General features: G+C 68.1%; 11 protein-coding genes. 7 read left to right on the top strand and 4 right to left on the bottom strand.

The window, feature by feature from the left end; genetic code table 11:
- Positions 1-72 precede the first annotated feature (72 nt).
- The 3 genes from atpA to POL67_RS45880 all read left to right on the top strand — a co-directional run bounded on the left by atpA (position 73) and on the right by POL67_RS45880 (position 3,492).
- Entirely contained in the window at positions 73-1,857 is a 1,785-nt protein-coding gene (gene atpA / locus POL67_RS45890; RefSeq protein WP_271927822.1) for a F0F1 ATP synthase subunit alpha, read from the top strand.
- A 3-nt stretch (positions 1,858-1,860) separates the two neighbouring features.
- Complete coding sequence (atpG, locus tag POL67_RS45885) at positions 1,861-2,796, top strand: ATP synthase F1 subunit gamma (RefSeq protein ID WP_271927821.1); 936 nt, start codon at positions 1,861-1,863, stop codon at positions 2,794-2,796.
- 84 nt (positions 2,797-2,880) lie between these two features.
- A complete protein-coding gene (locus POL67_RS45880) occupies positions 2,881-3,492 on the top strand; it encodes an L-threonylcarbamoyladenylate synthase (protein WP_271927819.1) in 612 nt (203 codons plus the stop codon).
- 21 nt (positions 3,493-3,513) lie between these two features.
- On the opposite strand, the gene POL67_RS45875 is transcribed toward POL67_RS45880, so the two are convergent.
- Positions 3,514-6,147: a penicillin-binding protein 1A gene (locus tag POL67_RS45875; RefSeq protein WP_271927816.1), complete on the bottom strand. Its 2,634-nt coding sequence runs from the start codon at positions 6,145-6,147 to the stop codon at positions 3,514-3,516.
- Positions 6,148-6,189: 42 nt separating this feature from the next.
- Positions 6,190-7,557 carry a serine/threonine-protein kinase gene (locus POL67_RS45870; RefSeq protein WP_271927813.1) on the bottom strand — a complete coding sequence of 456 codons (1,368 nt, stop codon included), beginning with the start codon at positions 7,555-7,557 and terminating at the stop codon, positions 6,190-6,192.
- Positions 7,558-7,753: 196 nt separating this feature from the next.
- On the opposite strand from POL67_RS45870, the gene pgeF reads away from it, so the two are divergent.
- Positions 7,754-8,527, top strand: coding sequence for a peptidoglycan editing factor PgeF (pgeF, locus tag POL67_RS45865; RefSeq protein WP_271927811.1), 774 nt, complete (start codon positions 7,754-7,756; stop codon positions 8,525-8,527).
- On the opposite strand, the gene POL67_RS45860 is transcribed toward pgeF, so the two are convergent.
- Positions 8,528-9,517 carry a zinc-dependent alcohol dehydrogenase family protein gene (locus POL67_RS45860; RefSeq protein WP_271927809.1) on the bottom strand — a complete coding sequence of 330 codons (990 nt, stop codon included), beginning with the start codon at positions 9,515-9,517 and terminating at the stop codon, positions 8,528-8,530.
- A gap of 6 nt (positions 9,518-9,523) precedes the next feature.
- Positions 9,524-12,757, bottom strand: a complete 3,234-nt coding sequence (locus tag POL67_RS45855; protein ID WP_271927807.1) for a protein kinase domain-containing protein — start codon at positions 12,755-12,757, stop codon at positions 9,524-9,526.
- Positions 12,758-13,131: 374 nt separating this feature from the next.
- Here POL67_RS45855 and POL67_RS45850 point away from each other — a divergent pair, with 374 nt between their 5' ends.
- The 3 genes from POL67_RS45850 to POL67_RS45840 all read left to right on the top strand — a co-directional run bounded on the left by POL67_RS45850 (position 13,132) and on the right by POL67_RS45840 (position 15,206).
- Positions 13,132-13,521, top strand: coding sequence for a hypothetical protein (locus POL67_RS45850; RefSeq protein ID WP_271927804.1), 390 nt, complete (start codon positions 13,132-13,134; stop codon positions 13,519-13,521).
- Between the two features lie 29 nt (positions 13,522-13,550).
- Entirely contained in the window at positions 13,551-14,414 is an 864-nt protein-coding gene (locus tag POL67_RS45845) for a hypothetical protein (RefSeq protein ID WP_271927801.1), read from the top strand.
- An 84-nt stretch (positions 14,415-14,498) separates the two neighbouring features.
- On the top strand, positions 14,499-15,206 hold the full coding sequence (locus POL67_RS45840; protein WP_271927799.1) for a glutathione S-transferase N-terminal domain-containing protein: 708 nt from the start codon (positions 14,499-14,501) through the stop codon (positions 15,204-15,206).
- Positions 15,207-15,239 lie beyond the last annotated feature (33 nt).

The following is a 15,239-nucleotide window of genomic DNA, read 5'->3' as shown; positions in this document are numbered from 1 at the left end:
GGCCGACCGAGGCCCCAAACTTCCACCGCCCCTCGCACGGGCCGGGTCGAAACAGGATCAAGGACTTCCCCCATGCAGCTCAGAGCCGAAGAGATTTCTCAGATCATCAAGAAGCAGATCCAGAACATCGACAAGGCCGCGCTCGTCACCGAGGTGGGCACGGTGCTCACGGTCGGCGACGGTATCGCCCGCGTGTACGGGCTCAGCCGCGCGATGGCCGGTGAGCTCGTCGAGTTCGTGGGCACGGGCGGCGAGACGCTCGCCGGGCTCGTGCTGAACCTTGAGGCCGACAACGTCGGCTGCGCGATCTTCGGCGACACGAGCATCATCAAGGAAGGCGACGCCGTGAAGCGCACGGGCCGCATCCTCGACGTGCCGGCGGGCGAGGCCGTCGTCGGCCGCGTGGTGAACGCGCTCGGCATGCCGATCGACGGCAAGGGCCCGATCGAGACGAAGGAGCGCCGCCGCGTCGAGGTGAAGGCGCCCGGCATCATCCAGCGCCAGCCGGTCAAGGACCCGCTCCAGACGGGCATCAAGGCGATCGACGCCATGATCCCGATCGGCCGTGGTCAGCGCGAGCTGATCATCGGCGACCGCCAGGTCGGCAAGACCGCCGTCGCGGTCGACGCGATCATCAACCAGAAGGGCAAGGGCGTTCACTGCATCTACGTGGCGATCGGCCAGAAGCTCAGCACGGTCCGCCAGGTCGTTGATCGGCTCGAGTCCTACGGCGCCATGGAGTACACGACCATCGTCGCCGCGACCGCGAGCGAGACGGCGCCGCTCCAGTACATCGCGCCGTACACCGGCGTGACGATGGGCGAGTACTTCCGCGACACGGGCCGCCACGCGCTCTGCATCTACGATGATCTCTCGAAGCAGGCCGTCGCGTACCGCCAGCTCTCGCTGCTCCTGCGCCGCCCGCCGGGCCGCGAGGCGTACCCGGGCGACGTCTTCTACCTCCACTCCCGCCTGCTCGAGCGCGCGGCGAAGATGGCGGACGTCTTCTGGGTCGTGAAGAAGGGCACGCCGGCGCCGCCGAATGGAGACCGCGACTATCGCGGGGCCGATGGCAAGATCCACATCGGCGAGCAGGGCAAGGAGTCGTCGCACCACAGCCTGAAGGAGATGGGCAGCGACTACGAGATCATCAAGGACAAGTGGTCCGGTGGCTCGCTCACGGCTCTGCCCGTGATCGAGACGCAGGCCGGTGACGTCTCGGCGTACATCCCGACGAACGTCATCAGCATCACGGACGGTCAGATCTTCCTCGAGGCGGACCTGTTCTACTCGGGCGTTCGTCCGGCCATCAACGTCGGCATCTCGGTCAGCCGCGTCGGCGGCAACGCGCAGATCAAGGCGATGAAGAGCGTCGCCGGTACGCTCCGCCTCGACCTCGCGCAGTACCGCGCCATGGCGGCATTCGCGCAGTTCGCGGGTGACCTCGACGCGAAGACGCGCAAGCAGCTCGAGCGCGGCGCGCGCATGGTCGAGATCCTGAAGCAGGGCCAGTACGTCCCGCTCTCGGTCGAGAAGCAGGTCCTCATCATCTACGCCGGCATCAACGGCTTCGTCGACGACCTGCCGGTCGAGTCGCTCGCGCAGTTCGAGGAGGAGCTCTACAAGTACTTCGAGTCGAAGCACTCGACGCTCTTGCCGGAGATCGCCGAGAAGAAGGCGCTCGACGACGAGCTCAAGAAGAAGATCAACAAGGCGATCGAGTCCTTCAAGAAGAACTTCGTCCCCGGCGGCAAGTCGAAGCCTGCCGTCGAGGAGGAGGAGGCCGAGGCCCCGAAGGCCGAGGCGAAGGCCGATGGCAAGGCGGCCCCGAAGAAGGCCGCGAAGAAAGCGAAGTAAGCCGTGCCTTCGCTCAAAGCGATCCGCAAGCGCATCACCAGCGTCCGCTCGACGCAGAAGATCACGCGCGCGATGAAGATGGTTGCTGGCGCGCGGCTCAACCGCGCCCAGCAGCGCATCACCGAGCTGCGCCCTTACGCCGTCAAGACGCAGGAGGTCCTCGCGGCGATCACGGCGTCGGCGCGGGCGGCAAGCGCGCAGGACGGCGGGCAAGGCGTCCCTGCGGAGGCCGACGTCGTCCTCGATCGCCCGCTTCACCCGCTGCTCGTCGAGCGCCCCGAGCGCCGCGTGATGCTCCTGATCCTCACGAGTGATCGTGGCCTCTGCGGCGCGTTCAACACGAACATCAACAAGCGCGCCGAGCGCGAGTGGAAGAGCCGTGTCGAGCAGGGGCAGGAGGTGGTCATGAAGGTCATCGGCCGCAAAGGCCGGGACTACATGAGCCGCCGCGACGCCCCGAATCTCGGCTACCTCCCGGGCGTATGGGAGAAGCTCGCCCTCGAAACGGCGCAGCGCGTGGGCAAGGAGATCCTCGAGCCCTTCCTCAAGGGCGAGGTCGACAGCATTTACGTTATCTACAACGAGTTCAAGAGCGCGGTCAGCCAGCAGGTCGTGGTCGAGCGGCTCTTGCCCGTTCGTCCACTCGCCGAGGGCGAGCAGGCCGAGGCGACGTCGGCAACCGAGTTCATCTTCGAGCCGAACCGCGAGGCGCTGCTCGATGTGCTCGCGCCGATGTACGTCGACATCTCGCTCCTCCGCGCGCTCTACGAGTCGATGGCGAGCGAGTTCGGCGCGAAGCTCACGGCGATGGATGCGGCCACGAAGAACGCGAAGGAAATGGTCGAGCGCCTGACGCTTCAGTACAACCGAGCGCGTCAGGCCGCGATCACCAAGGAGCTCATGGAGATCATCGGTGGCAGCGAGGCGCTGAAGGACTAGGTCCTCGTCACGCCCGGGGGCGCGTTGCTCGGACGAGCCGAGTCGCGCCCCACTGCCACACGCCTCCCTTTCCGAGCCGCACCTGTGGGCATCCTCCTCCCCATCAACCCTGAGCACCCCGAGCCTCGCAAGATCCGGCGCGCCGTCGAGATCCTGGAGAAAGGCGGCGTCATCGGCTACCCGACGGACACTGTCTACGGGCTCGGCTGCGACCTCTTCAACAAGCAGGCGATCGAGACGCTCTACCAGATCAAGGGGATGCAGCGAGACAAGAACCTCGCCTTCATTTGCCCTGATCTCGGGGACATCGCGCGGTACGCGATCGTCGAAAACGCCGCCTACCGCGTGCTCAAGCGCTTCCTGCCCGGTCCGTATTGCTTTGTGCTCCAAGCGACGCGCGAAGTGCCGAAGATCGTGCAGATGAACAAGAAGACCGTGGGTATCCGCGTCCCTTCGCACCCCGTCACGCTCGCGATCGTGCGTGAGCTCGGGCGTCCGATCATCAGCACGACGGCTGCACCGCCAGGCGAAGATCCCATGGTGGATCCCTGGGAGATCAAGGAGCGCTTCCCCGCCCTCGAGCTCATCCTCGACGCCGGCGCCGGCGGCAACTTGCCCACGACCGTCATCGACCTCAGCGAAGGCGACGTGCGCATCCTGCGCGAGGGCGCAGGGCCCATCGACGAGCTCGTTTGAGCTCGAACGAACGCCGGCGCCTCAAGGCTCCTTGGCGTGATCCGCTTCGCCCTCGCCGGGCGGCCCCTCGTGCTTCAGCGTTGGCACCGGGATGACCGGGAGCGGCTCCTCCGCACCCGCCTCCGCGCCCTCGTCCGCGGCGTCTGCCTCGCCCGTCTCCGCGTCTGCTTCGCCGTCCGGCGCAGCGTCGACGCCCGCGTCGGGTGCGGTGTCCCTCAAGAACACCTCGTCGACCGCGTTCTCCTGCCCCTCGTACGCGAGCAGGCCCGTCTCCGGATCGATCCGCTTGTGCTCGAGGCCCGCGGGCTCCGTCGGCGCACGCTTCGGTTTGCCCGCGTGCGCCTCGCGCATGAAGTCCACGAACGCGGGCAGCGACGCGACCGCGCCCGTCTCGCCTGCGCCGAGCGGCGCTGCGTCGTCGAAGCCCGTCCACACCGCGCACGCGATGTCCATCGAGTAGCCGACGAACCACGCATCCTTCGACTGGTTGCTCGTCCCGGTCTTGCCTGCGATCCACCGATCGAGCGCCTTCGCGCGTGTCGCCGTGCCTCGCTCCACCACGGTCCGCAGCAGGCTGTTCACCAGGAACGCCTCTTCCTCCGTGAGCATGCGCTTCGGCTCTGGCTCCGACCCGAGCGGGATGTCGACCCCGTTCGGCCCAGTGATCCGCGTGATGAGCCGCGGCTTCTTGTACTCGCCGCCTGCTGCGAACGCCGCGTACGCCGCGGCCATCTCGCGCGGCGTCACCTCATAGGCGCCGAGCGCAAGCGACAGATCCGCGCCGAGCTTCGACTCGATCCCGAGGTCTTGCGCGAACGCCATCACGTGCGCCGCACCGAGCTCCTGGATCGACCACACGGCCGCGACGTTGACGCTGTGCGCGAGCGCCTCACGCAAACGCGCCGGCGTCTTCCCTTCGCTCTCGTCGTAGTTGTTCGGCTGGTAGCCTTTCAGCGCCGCGGGATTCGTCTCCAGCAACGTGGCCGGCGTGAACTTGCGCGTGTGGATCCCGTACGCGTAGACGAACGGCTTGAACGTCGAGCCCGGCTGCCTCTTCGAGAGCGACCGATCGAGCCCGCCGCGCACGCCCTCGTAACCTCCGATGAGCGCCACGACCTCGCGCGACGCGACGTCGATCGCCACGAGCGCCGACTGCGGCCCGAGCTCCAGCCGTAGCCCCGCCGGCTGCGCCTTCTCCTTCGGCGTCGGCTCCGGCGTCGGCTCCTCCGTCCCTGGCTCGAGCGCGCCCTGGCGCGGATCTGCGGCCGACGCGGCGGCCTCCTTGGGGTCCACGAGGCTCACGCGCACCACCTTGCCGACCTTCGCGAACTGGCTCGGCAAGAGATCCTTCGGGTTGTACCGGCTCTTGCCGCGCAGATCGACTGCACCCGCGAGCGCGCCGATGCGTACGAACAAAAGCCCCTTCGTATCGTCGTGCCCCGTCACGACACCCGCGTACACGCGATGACCACTCGGCTTCGGCGCGCCCTCGAACGCGGGTGGCTCGCGTTTCCCTGGCGCGAGCGGCGCGACCATGTTGTGCCGCTTCAAGTACCCATCGAGGTTCGCGCGCACCGCGCCGCGCGCCTTCGACTGCATCGTCGGATCGATCGTCGTCGTGATCGTGTAGCCGCCGCGATCCGCATCCGGACCGACGAGCGCGCGCAGCGTGCGTTTCGCCTCCTCGACGACCTCGGGCGCGAGCTCGCGCATCTCCTCCTGCGCGGGCGCGAGGTTCACCTCCTCCGCCCGCGCGCGCTCCACCTCGTCCGCCGTCGCGAAGCCCTTCGCGAGCATCTGCCCGAGCACGTACTCGCGCCGCTTCTTCGCGCGCTCCAGGCTCACGCGCGGCGAGTAGATGCTCGGCCCCTTCACGATCCCCGCGAGCAGCGCGGCCTGCGCGAGCGTCGCGTCGCGGATCGACTTGCCGAAGTAGTAACGGCAGGCCTCCTCGATCCCGTAGCGCCCGTGCCCGAAGTAGATGTGGTTCAGGTAGAGCCCGAGGATCTCGTTCTTCGTCAGCTCCTGCTCGATGCGACGCGCGAGGATGACCTCCTTCATCTTCCGGTCGAACGTGCGCTCCGACGTGAGCAGCACGTTCTTCACGACCTGCTGCGTGATCGTGCTCGCGCCCTGCCGCGCGCTCGCGCCGCGCAGGTTCTTGTAGAGCGCGCGCAGCATCCCCGGATAGTCGAGGCCCTTGTGCTCGTAGAACGACGCGTCCTCTGCGGCGAGCACCGCGTAGCGCACGCGATCCGGCATCGCCTCGACGTCGACGATCGTGCGCCGCTCGACGAAGAGCTCACCGAGCACCATCTGACCGTCCCGCGCCATCACGCGCGTCACCTGCGGCGGGCGGTAGCTCTTCAACTCCTCCGTCGACGGCAGGTCCGCCTCGTAGTGCCGGATCGTCAGCGCCACGCCGAGCATCGCCGCCGCCGCGAGCAGCACGATCGTGATGCCCGCGCGTCGCACCCAGGTCTGGATCGCGCGCTTGCGTCTCCGCGCGGCGCGACGCTTCTCGCGCTCGTCGTCGCTCGTGGTCTTCGCCTCGTTCGGCGTGGAGGGCGCGCTCTTCACCTCGTTCGGCGTGGAGGGCGTGCTCTTCCGAGCGTCGCTACCGTTCTGCTCTTCGGAGGGGCGATCGGCCGGCATGATGGGTGTCTCGGAAACGCCGAGCGCGCTTCAGATCGTCCGCTAGCGGAGCAGCTTGAGGACGATGACCGCGAGGAGCACGCCGACGATCAAGAAGCCCACAGCCACGCCGACGAGCGTGAGCGTCGACGGGCTGCCCTTCACGACGACGGGCGCCGGCGCCGGCGCTGGCCTCGACACGGGGGGCGCGATGCGCAGCGACGACGGGCCCTCGTTGGTCCCCGACTTCGTCGCCGGTCGCATCGCGTGGGGGGATGGCATCGGCCTTGGCGACGAGAGCGGGTTGCCCGTGCTCGTCATCGGATTCGCGCCGTTCGGCTTGCGGTTCGAGGGCGCGCCATCCATCGCGGTCGGCGCGGACGCTCCTCCACCCTGTCGCGACGACGAGGGCGTGGGCGCGGGCGCGGGTGGGGGCTGCCGCTGCGACTCCGGCTTCTGCTCCGGCACGTGCGCGAGCTCGGCGTGCGAGCGCGACGCCTTCTCGAGCACCTCCACGCTGCTCGCGGGGAAGAGCCCGGAGAACCCCTTGCCTCCGCCCGGCGCGTACGGCTTCAGCGCGTCGGCGAAGTCCGCGGCCGTCGTGTATCGATCCTCCGGCCGCTTCTCGAGCGCCTTCGCGATCACCGCGCCGAGCCCTTGCGGGAAGGTCTTTCCCGGCACGCGCGTCTCCAGCGCGAGCGGCGGCTTCGTCACGTGGTGCTGGATGAACTCCATCGGCGTGCGCGCGTCGAACGGCAGCTTGCCGGTGAGCATCTCGTAGAGGATCACCGCGAGCGAGTAGATGTCGCTGCGCGCGTCGAGCGGTTTGCCCTGGGCTTGCTCGGGCGACATGAACTCCGGCGTCCCGAAGACCATGCCCTCCTGCGTGAGCATCACGGAGCCTGGACGCAGCTCGCGCTCGGTGACCTTCGCGAGGCCGAAGTCGAGCACCTTCGGGAAGTCGCGCAGACCTCCGTTGGTGGACAAAAAGATGTTCTCGGGCTTCAGGTCGCGATGGACGATCCCTTGCGAGTGCGCCTCTTGCAGCGCGCCGCAGACCTGGATGAGCACCGGGATCGCGCGGTCGAGGCCCATCGGCCCCTCTTTGCGGACGATCTGGTTGAGGTTTTTCCCCTCCAGGTACTCCATCACGATGTAGAGCGAGCCGTCTTCGAGCTCGCCGTAGAGCAACACCTTCACCGTGTTCGGGTGCGTCAGGTGGCTCATCGCGCGCGCCTCGCGGCGGAACCTCGAGACGAGGTCTTTGCGGTTCGCGAGCTTCGGATGGAGGATCTTCACGGCCACCATCCGGTTCATCGCCGGTTGCGCGGCCTTGTAGACGGATCCCATCCCGCCCGAGCCGATCTTCTGCAGGATCTGGAACTGACCGCCCAGAATGTCTCGGCCGATGTTCGGGTCTTGCGGGCGCATCGGAGCTTCAGCCGGAAAATATCACCTCGCCGGCCTCGCTCGTCCATGACAGCCTCACGTCCGGCGAGGAAGATCCGTGAAAAGCCCGAATGGAGAGCAGGCGTCCCAACGCCCCACGCCAACCCGGGATTCCGGTAACCCCCCAGTCGAAGCCCTCGGCAGCCCCCTCCACGCCCCCCCCGCCGGGCCCCCCCTGGTGGGCGCGCCGAGCCCTGTTTTCTCGGCACTTCTCGACGCCGAGGGCTTCCGCCACGCGTTCTTCACGCGCTCCGGCGGGGTCAGCCTTCCCCCGTGGGACTCCCTCAACGTGGCCGCCGCCGCCACCGGGGACGACCCAGCCGCCGTGCAGGAGAACATTCGTCGTTGCGCCGCGGCCCTGGGTGTGCCCCTGCCGCGCCTCTACATCCTCAGCCAGGTTCACGGGACCGACGCGCACATCCTCGATGGCACCGAAGACCGCGATGAAGTCGTGAAGCGCCACGGCGACATCACCGCCTCGCGCACGCCCGGCGTCGCGTGCGGCGTGCGTTCGGCCGACTGCGTGCCCGTCTTGCTCGCGGATCGAAGAAGCGGCGCCGTCGTCGCCGTGCACAGCGGCTGGCGCGGCACCGTGGCGAACGCAGCCGCTGCAGGCGTCGCCGTTCTTCGCGCGCTCGCGCCTTCGCCGAGCATCGTCGCGGCGATCGGCCCGCACATCGAGCCCTGCTGCTTCGAGGTCGGCGACGACGTCGCGGCCTCGCTCCTCGGCGCGTCGAACGCAGGCGACGACGTCGTCGATCGCAGCCGCGCGCGCGCACACGTCGACCTTCGCCGCATCGTCCGCGCGCAGCTCACGACCGCGGGCGTCGAGCCTGCGCGGCTCGACGACGTCCGCGGCTGCACCGTGTGCGACCACGAGCGCTGGTTCTCGTATCGGCGCGACGCTGCGAAGAGCGGACGGCTCCTCTCCGCGATCGTCGCGCGCGCCTGATCAGCCGCCCTGCGGGACGAGGACGATTTTGCCGCCGCGGCCTTCGCGCTCGGCGTGCGTCACGGCTTCCTTGATCCGATCGAGCGTGTACGTCGCCTCCACCGGCACGGCGACGGCGTTACTCGCGACGAGGCCCGCGAGCCGCTTCCAGAGCTCGCGCAGGTCCTCCTTCGGGATCGTCGCGAGGTGCGAGGCGAGCCAGAAGCCACGCAGGTGGATGTCACGGAACACGAGATCGTTCGTCGCGATGTGCCCCGGCTGCCCGCTCAGCATCCCGTAGCTCACGACCGTGCCGCCACGACCGAGACAACCCGCGATGCGTGTCGTCGCGCCGCCCGCGACCGCGTCGAGCCCGAGCTTGATTGACGCGCCGCGCGTCGCTGCCGTGATGCGCTTGCCGAGCTCTGCCCCGTCGACGAGCACCACGTTCGCGCCGAGCTCGCGCAGCGCATTCACCTGCGACGCGCGCCGCACCACGTTCACCGTCTTGATGCCGCGCTCCTTCGCGAGCGTGACGATCCATCGACCGATCGCGGAACTCGCCGCGTTCTGCACGAGGAAGTCGTCGGGCCCGAGGTTCACGAGCGCCGTCAGCAGGAAATGCGCGGCGAGCGGGTTCAACGTCGCCATCGCGAGCTGCGCGGCCGGCACGCCTTCCGGCGCGGGGATCACGTCCTCGGCCAGGACCTTCACCCGTTCGCGCCACGCGCCCGCGCCGATCGGCAAGAGCACGCGCATGCCTCGCTCGATCCCGCGCACGCCTGGGCCCACGTCGATCACGCGGCCCACGCCTTCTTTCCCGGGCACGGTGGGCAGCCGCGGCAGCGCGCCGTAGATGCCTGACAGGATCAAGAGGTCCGACGGGTTGATCGGCGTTGCCTCGACCGAGACCGTGATCTCGCCCTCGCGCGGCGGCTCCGGCTCGGGCACCTCGAGGAAACGGACCACCTCGGCCGGGGGCCCGAACGCATCGACTCGAATTGCCTTCATGTCTCGCTAAAAGGGACGCTTCTTCAGGTCCTTGACGTTGCCGAGCGGGCTGTCCTCGGGTTTGTCCTTCATGAGCCCGCGTAGCACTTCCTTCACGTCTCTTTGAGGCGGCCGATGGTCGTCCGAGGGCGCCTTCTTGTCACCGCTCCCCGCTTGCGAGGGCTGGTTGCCGCTCGCGTTCGGATCGCGGCTCCCCTTTGCGTCGCCGAGCTGCGAGGCCGCCATCGAGCGCTGCAGGAGCACCTGCGCGATCTTGCGGTGGTAGGCCTGGCGCGTGTTGTGGAGCAGCGACTCGTACGCCGTGTCCTGCACGAGCACGTACTTGAACGTGTACGTCGCGCGCGGGATGCGGCCGCGCTGGTAGAGCACGTCCGCTTCGACGAGCCGATCGAGCTCGCGTTGGAGCGTCGCCGGATCGATCGGCGAGACGGCCTCGATGAGGTCGTAGGTGAACTCGCGGCCGAGGATCGCGCCGAGTTGCGCGACGCGTTTGGCCGAGCCGAGCCGGTCGAGGCGCGCCATGAGCGAGTCGCGCAGCGTCGCGGGGATCGCGAACGCGGGCAGCGGGCCCGTGAGCTCGAAACGACCGCCGCGCTCTTCAAGCAGCCCCGATTCGAGCAGCATCTTCGTCACTTCCTCGACGAAGAGTGGCACGCCGTCCGTCTTCTCGACGAGCTGATCGAAGACCTCCGAGGGCAGCTCTTTCCCCTTCGTGATCTCCTCGACCATCATCTTCACGCGCTTCGGCGTGAGGCGGCTCAGCGTGACGGTGCTGACGTGCGAGCGCGCGGGCCACGGCGGGACGAACCCAGGGCGCGCCGTGCCGAGCAGCATCACGCTCACGGTCGGCAGGTCGTGCACGATGTCGCCGAGGATCGCGAGCGTCGCGGGATCGGCCCAGTGCAGATCCGCGAACATGATCACGAGCGGACGGCGCCGCGCGAGCGAGTCGATCGCGCTGAAGAGCACCTCTTGCAGCTTCGTGCGTTGATCCTCCGTGCTCATCGCCGTCGGCGGGTAGCGATGCCAGACCGGCAGGCCGAGCAGCGCGCCGAAGATCGGCATCACCTCCGGCAGCGGATAGCCGTAGTGCGCGAGCGCGCGCTCGATCTTGCTGATCTTCTCCTCGGGGCTGTCGCGCGGGACCAGCACGAAGAGCTGGTTCACCAGGCCCGCGATCGGGAAGAGCGAGCGGTCGCGCTGATCTTGCAGGCAACGCGTCTCGACCCAGGTGTGGGGCGAGGCTTCGAGTCTGTCGCGGAACACGCGCGTCAGGCGCGACTTGCCGATGCCCGCCTCGCCCGAGATTAGGAGCAGTTGTCCCGAGCCCTCTTCCACGCGGGCCCAGCGATCGAGCATCAGGCCGAGCTCCAGATCGCGGCCGACCATGGGCGTGAGCCGGCCCGTCGTCATGCCCTCGATGCGGCTCTTCGCGCCGCTCTCGTCGCTCACCTGGTACGTCTCGACTGGCTGCGCGTACCCCTTCAGCGTGCGCAGGCCGAGGCTCGCGCACTGGTAGTAGTTGCGCACGAGCCGGTACGTCGTCCCGCTGATGAGCACCGTGTTGCGCCGCCCGAGGTTCGCCAGGCGCCAGGCCATCGTCGGCGTCGCGCCCGCGATTGCGGCGGGCTTGCTCGTCGCCGCGTCGTCGATGATCTCCCACGTCAGCACGAGGCCCGTGTGCACGCCGACTCGCACGTCGAGCAGCGGTTTGTCGTGGCGGCTGTTCAGCTTCTGCGCCGTCTCCACGAGCTCGAGCGCTGCGCTCACGGCGCGCCGCGCGTCGTCCTCGCGCGCGATCGGGTAGCCGAAGTACGCGATCTGTCCCTCACCGAGCGGCTGCGCGGGCTGGCCCTTGTAGCCCTTCATCACCTGCGCGAACGCGTCCTCGTACTCCTTCATCGATTCGCGCAGCTTCTGCGGATCGAGCTTCGAGGCGTTCTCCGTCGAGGGCAAAAGCTCGTACGAGACGATCGTGAGCTGCCGGCGCTCCCCCTCGGGCATCAGCGTGTCGCTGCCCGCGCGCAGCACCGTCCCGATGCCCACCTGCATCGGCTCCGAGCCCTTCGGCGCGGCTGTCGGCTGCGCCTTCGCCTCGGCTTCGGCCTTCGCCTGCGCCTCGGCCTCGGCGACCTTCTTCATGTTGTGCCGCGAGCGCGACGAGGGACGCGTGTGCGTCCGCTCCCGCTCCGACCGCGAGAGCGCGCCCGAGGGCATCGTCGCCGGCGGCGGGTTGCTCGGCGTCTTCGGCAGGGCCTGCGGGCGCAACGTCTCGGCGTGCTCGGTCATCCGGATCGGATCACCTTCGACCTTCGGCGCCTGGCCCGTGAGCATCGTGCGCTGCGCCTCGGTCTTCTCCGGCGGCCCGATCCCGAGGCTCTCGGCCAACGCCTTGACCTGATCCCACACGGTCGGGAACCGCTTCTTCGGGTCCCGATCACACGAGCGCAAGAACCACGCGTCGAACGACTTCGGCAGGCTCTCGTCGCGGACCGACGGCGCCTCCATCGGGCGCGTGAGGATCTCGACGAGCAGCTCGGCCATCGTGTGGGCCTTCCAGTAGACCTGCCCCGTGAGCAGCCGGAACGCGATCAGCCCGAGCGCCCACATGTCCGCGGGGGGCCCGACGCGCGGCGTGTCGCCGGTGGCTTGCTCGGGCGGCATGTAGAGCGGCGTCCCGAGCACCGCGCCCGTGCGGGTCAGGCGCGCCTCCTCGATGTTGCCGTCGTCGCCGGCCATCTTCGAGATGCCGAAATCGAGCACCTTCACGATCACGCGCCCGTCGTAGTGCTCGTGCAGGAAGATGTTCTCGGGCTTGAGATCGCGATGGACGATCCCGAGCGCGTGCGCCTTGCTCAGCGCGTCCGCGACCTGCCAGTAGATCCCCACGACCTCGGCGGCGGGCACCTTTTGCATCCGCTGCACGTAGGCTTCGAGATCCGAGCCGCGGAGCAGCTCCATCACGAGGAACGGCGCGTTGCCGAGCTCGGCGGCGACGTCGGCGTCGATCACGCGCACCACGTGATCGCTGCGGATCCGGGCGGGCAGCCACGCCTCGCGCTTGAAGCGCTTGACGAGCTTCGCATTGGTGCCGACATGCGCTTGCAGCACCTTCATCGCCAGCTCTTCGCCGGTGTACACGTGCTCGACGAGGTACACCGTCCCCATGTTCCCCTCGCCAATGGGGTGAACGACGCGATATCGCGATGCGATGAGCTCGGGGATCTTCTCCGGCAGCATAGTCAGCGACGCGCACCACACCGGGCGGCTGGCTGGGCATCTTCGTTCCCGTACGCGTGCGCGTGGCAGGCATGCCTCGATGCGCGCGCGGCTGGGACGGGGAAGGACATCCCGACCATCGTATTCTTCCTCTTTGCGGCTTACCAGCCTTCTACATGCGGATCGTTCGCCCCTTCGCGCATGCTCGCCTTACGGAACGTCGGCAAATTCTTCGCGCATGGTCACCGACCTTGCCACCTCGCGCCGAAGAGGACCCCTCCGGTTTTTCGGATGACTCCATCGGATCGTTCGCTCCGGATCGATCGCTCCATTCTTGGCCTCAGGGGGGGCCTCCAAGGTAGTGTCATGTCGTACGCGACGGGAGGTTCTCCTACATGACGAACGAACGACGCAGGAAACGGAGCGAGATGATCCAGGAGGCGGCCAGCCTGTATCTCGAAGCCGTGATCGAGCGAAACCGGATCAAGGCCATGGCGCTCGCGAGCGACGAGGGGCTGCTCGTGGCTGGGGCCGGCGCCGGGTACGACCACGACTGGCTGGCGGCGCTCGGCGTCGTGACGGGTGAGCCCCATTTCGACGACGTGATCGAGGAGATCACGCGCGGCGAGGGGATGGTCTCGTTCGACGTCCCGGTCCATGGCCGCACCCTTCGACTCTCGGCGGTGGGCAAGATGCCGCCCTCGCTCGAGGACGCGAGCGCGGCGCTCTCGCGTATCTTCGCGCCGCTCTTCGGGGCGAGCCCGCCGGTCGTCGCGTCTTCCTGAGTTCGCCGCCTTCCTATACCGTCGAGGTCGTGCTTGTCCTCCGCTCGACCTCGACGCTTTTTTGTGCGGTTCTCGCCTCCTTTCTCGCCGCCGGCTGCGCGCCTGCGCTCTCCAGCATGCAGCCGGCGCACGTGGCGCCCAAAGGCCACGTGCAGGCCGAGATCGGGATGGACGTCTCGGTGCCGACGGGCCCGATTTCGGACGTCATCGACGTCGCCACGGTGCTCGTCGACGCCTCCGACGATCGGGATCTCACCCAGGCGGAAGTCGATCAGATTTACGACGCGGCCGGCGGCCTCTTCCTGAACCCGCCTTCGGTGACGCCGCACGTCGGCGTCGGCTACACGGCCGTCGACAACCTCGAAATCTCGCTCCGCTTCGCCACGAGCTCCATTCGCCTGGGCGGCCGGTATCAATTCTTGAACAAAGAGCGGCACGGCGTCGATGCCACGGTCGGGCTCGGGCTCGGCTATTACGTCTTGCCCTTGCCGCTCGGCGACACGCTCCAGATCATCGAGCTCGAGGACTTTTCGCGTTATCAGGTCGACATTCCGATCGCATTCGGCACGCACGGGAGCTGGTATCGGTTATGGGGCGGGCCGCGGCTCATGTACACGCATTTCGGAACGTCGCTGAAGCTCGCGATCCCGGAGATCGCCGCGAAGGCGATCGCGGGCCGCAGCGAGCTCGCGTCGTTCGGCGGAAATGCGTTTTACGTGGGCGGACAGGGCGGCGTGGCCGTCGGCTACAAGCACGTGTTTTTCGGTTTCGAGCTCACGCTGGTACAGCTCATCTCGAACGGCACCCTGAAGGTGCTCGACAAAACCGTGCGCGACCTCGACCACAATAGCTTCATCGTCTATCCGGCGCTCGGATTCATGGGTGAGTTTTGAGCTCCAGCCCCCCCCGCTCCGTGCATCGTCCCCCGGCAGGGGTAAGATGTCCTCGCGCCGGCCCGCGGCGCCCGAGGAGGCACGATGATCGATCTTCATTTCTGGCCCACGCCGAACGGTCGCAAAGTCACCATCCTGCTCGAAGAGGTGGGGCTCCCGTACCGGGTCGTCCCGGTGAACATCGGCCGCGGCGACCAGTTCAAGCCCGAGTTCCTGGCGATCAGCCCGAACAACCGCATGCCCGCCATCGTCGATCACGACCCCGAGGGCGGCGGCGCGCCGATCAGCGTCTTCGAATCGGGCGCCATTCTGGTCTACCTCGCCGAGAAGACCGGCCGCTTCCTCCCGAAGGACGCGCGCGGCCGGGCCGAGACATTGCAATGGCTCTTCTGGCAAATGGGCGGGCTCGGCCCCATGGCCGGCCAGGCTCACCATTTCCGCATGTATGCGCCCGAGAAGATCGAGTACGCGATCGATCGATATACCCGGGAGGTGAACCGCCTCTACGGCGTCATGGACAAACGCCTCTCGGATCGTGACTACCTCGCCGGCGAATACTCGATCGCGGACATGGCCGCCTGGCCGTGGGTCGTGCCGTGGAAGGCGCAGGGGCAAAACCTCGACGATTTTCCGCACTTGAAGCGCTGGTTCGACGCGATCGAGGCCCGCCCGGCGGTCGATCGCGGCCGTGCCGTCGGCCGCGAGCTCGTGCAGAACCAGAGCCAGACGATGGACGACGAGGCGAAAAAGCTTCTGTTCGGACAATCGGCCGCCACGGTGCGCGGCCGCTGAGAGGATCTTCCGTGCTGCCTCCCTCTCCACGTG

It is taken from the genome of Polyangium mundeleinium (assembly GCF_028369105.1).
Taxonomy (GTDB): domain Bacteria; phylum Myxococcota_A; class Polyangia; order Polyangiales; family Polyangiaceae; genus Polyangium; species Polyangium mundeleinium.
Note: the sequence above shows the minus strand (reverse complement) of the source record. Positions and strands in the feature narration are given on the sequence as shown.

Coding starts and splice junctions, on each gene's coding strand:
- POL67_RS45850 (WP_271927804.1), top strand. CDS start 13,132: ATGACGAACGAACGACGCAGGAAACGGAGCGAGATGATCCAGGAGGCG.
- POL67_RS45875 (WP_271927816.1), bottom strand. CDS start 6,147: ATGCCGGCCGATCGCCCCTCCGAAGAGCAGAACGGTAGCGACGCTCGG.
- POL67_RS45855 (WP_271927807.1), bottom strand. CDS start 12,757: ATGCTGCCGGAGAAGATCCCCGAGCTCATCGCATCGCGATATCGCGTC.
- atpA (WP_271927822.1), top strand. CDS start 73: ATGCAGCTCAGAGCCGAAGAGATTTCTCAGATCATCAAGAAGCAGATC.
- POL67_RS45870 (WP_271927813.1), bottom strand. CDS start 7,557: ATGCGCCCGCAAGACCCGAACATCGGCCGAGACATTCTGGGCGGTCAG.
- POL67_RS45860 (WP_271927809.1), bottom strand. CDS start 9,517: ATGAAGGCAATTCGAGTCGATGCGTTCGGGCCCCCGGCCGAGGTGGTC.
- POL67_RS45840 (WP_271927799.1), top strand. CDS start 14,499: ATGATCGATCTTCATTTCTGGCCCACGCCGAACGGTCGCAAAGTCACC.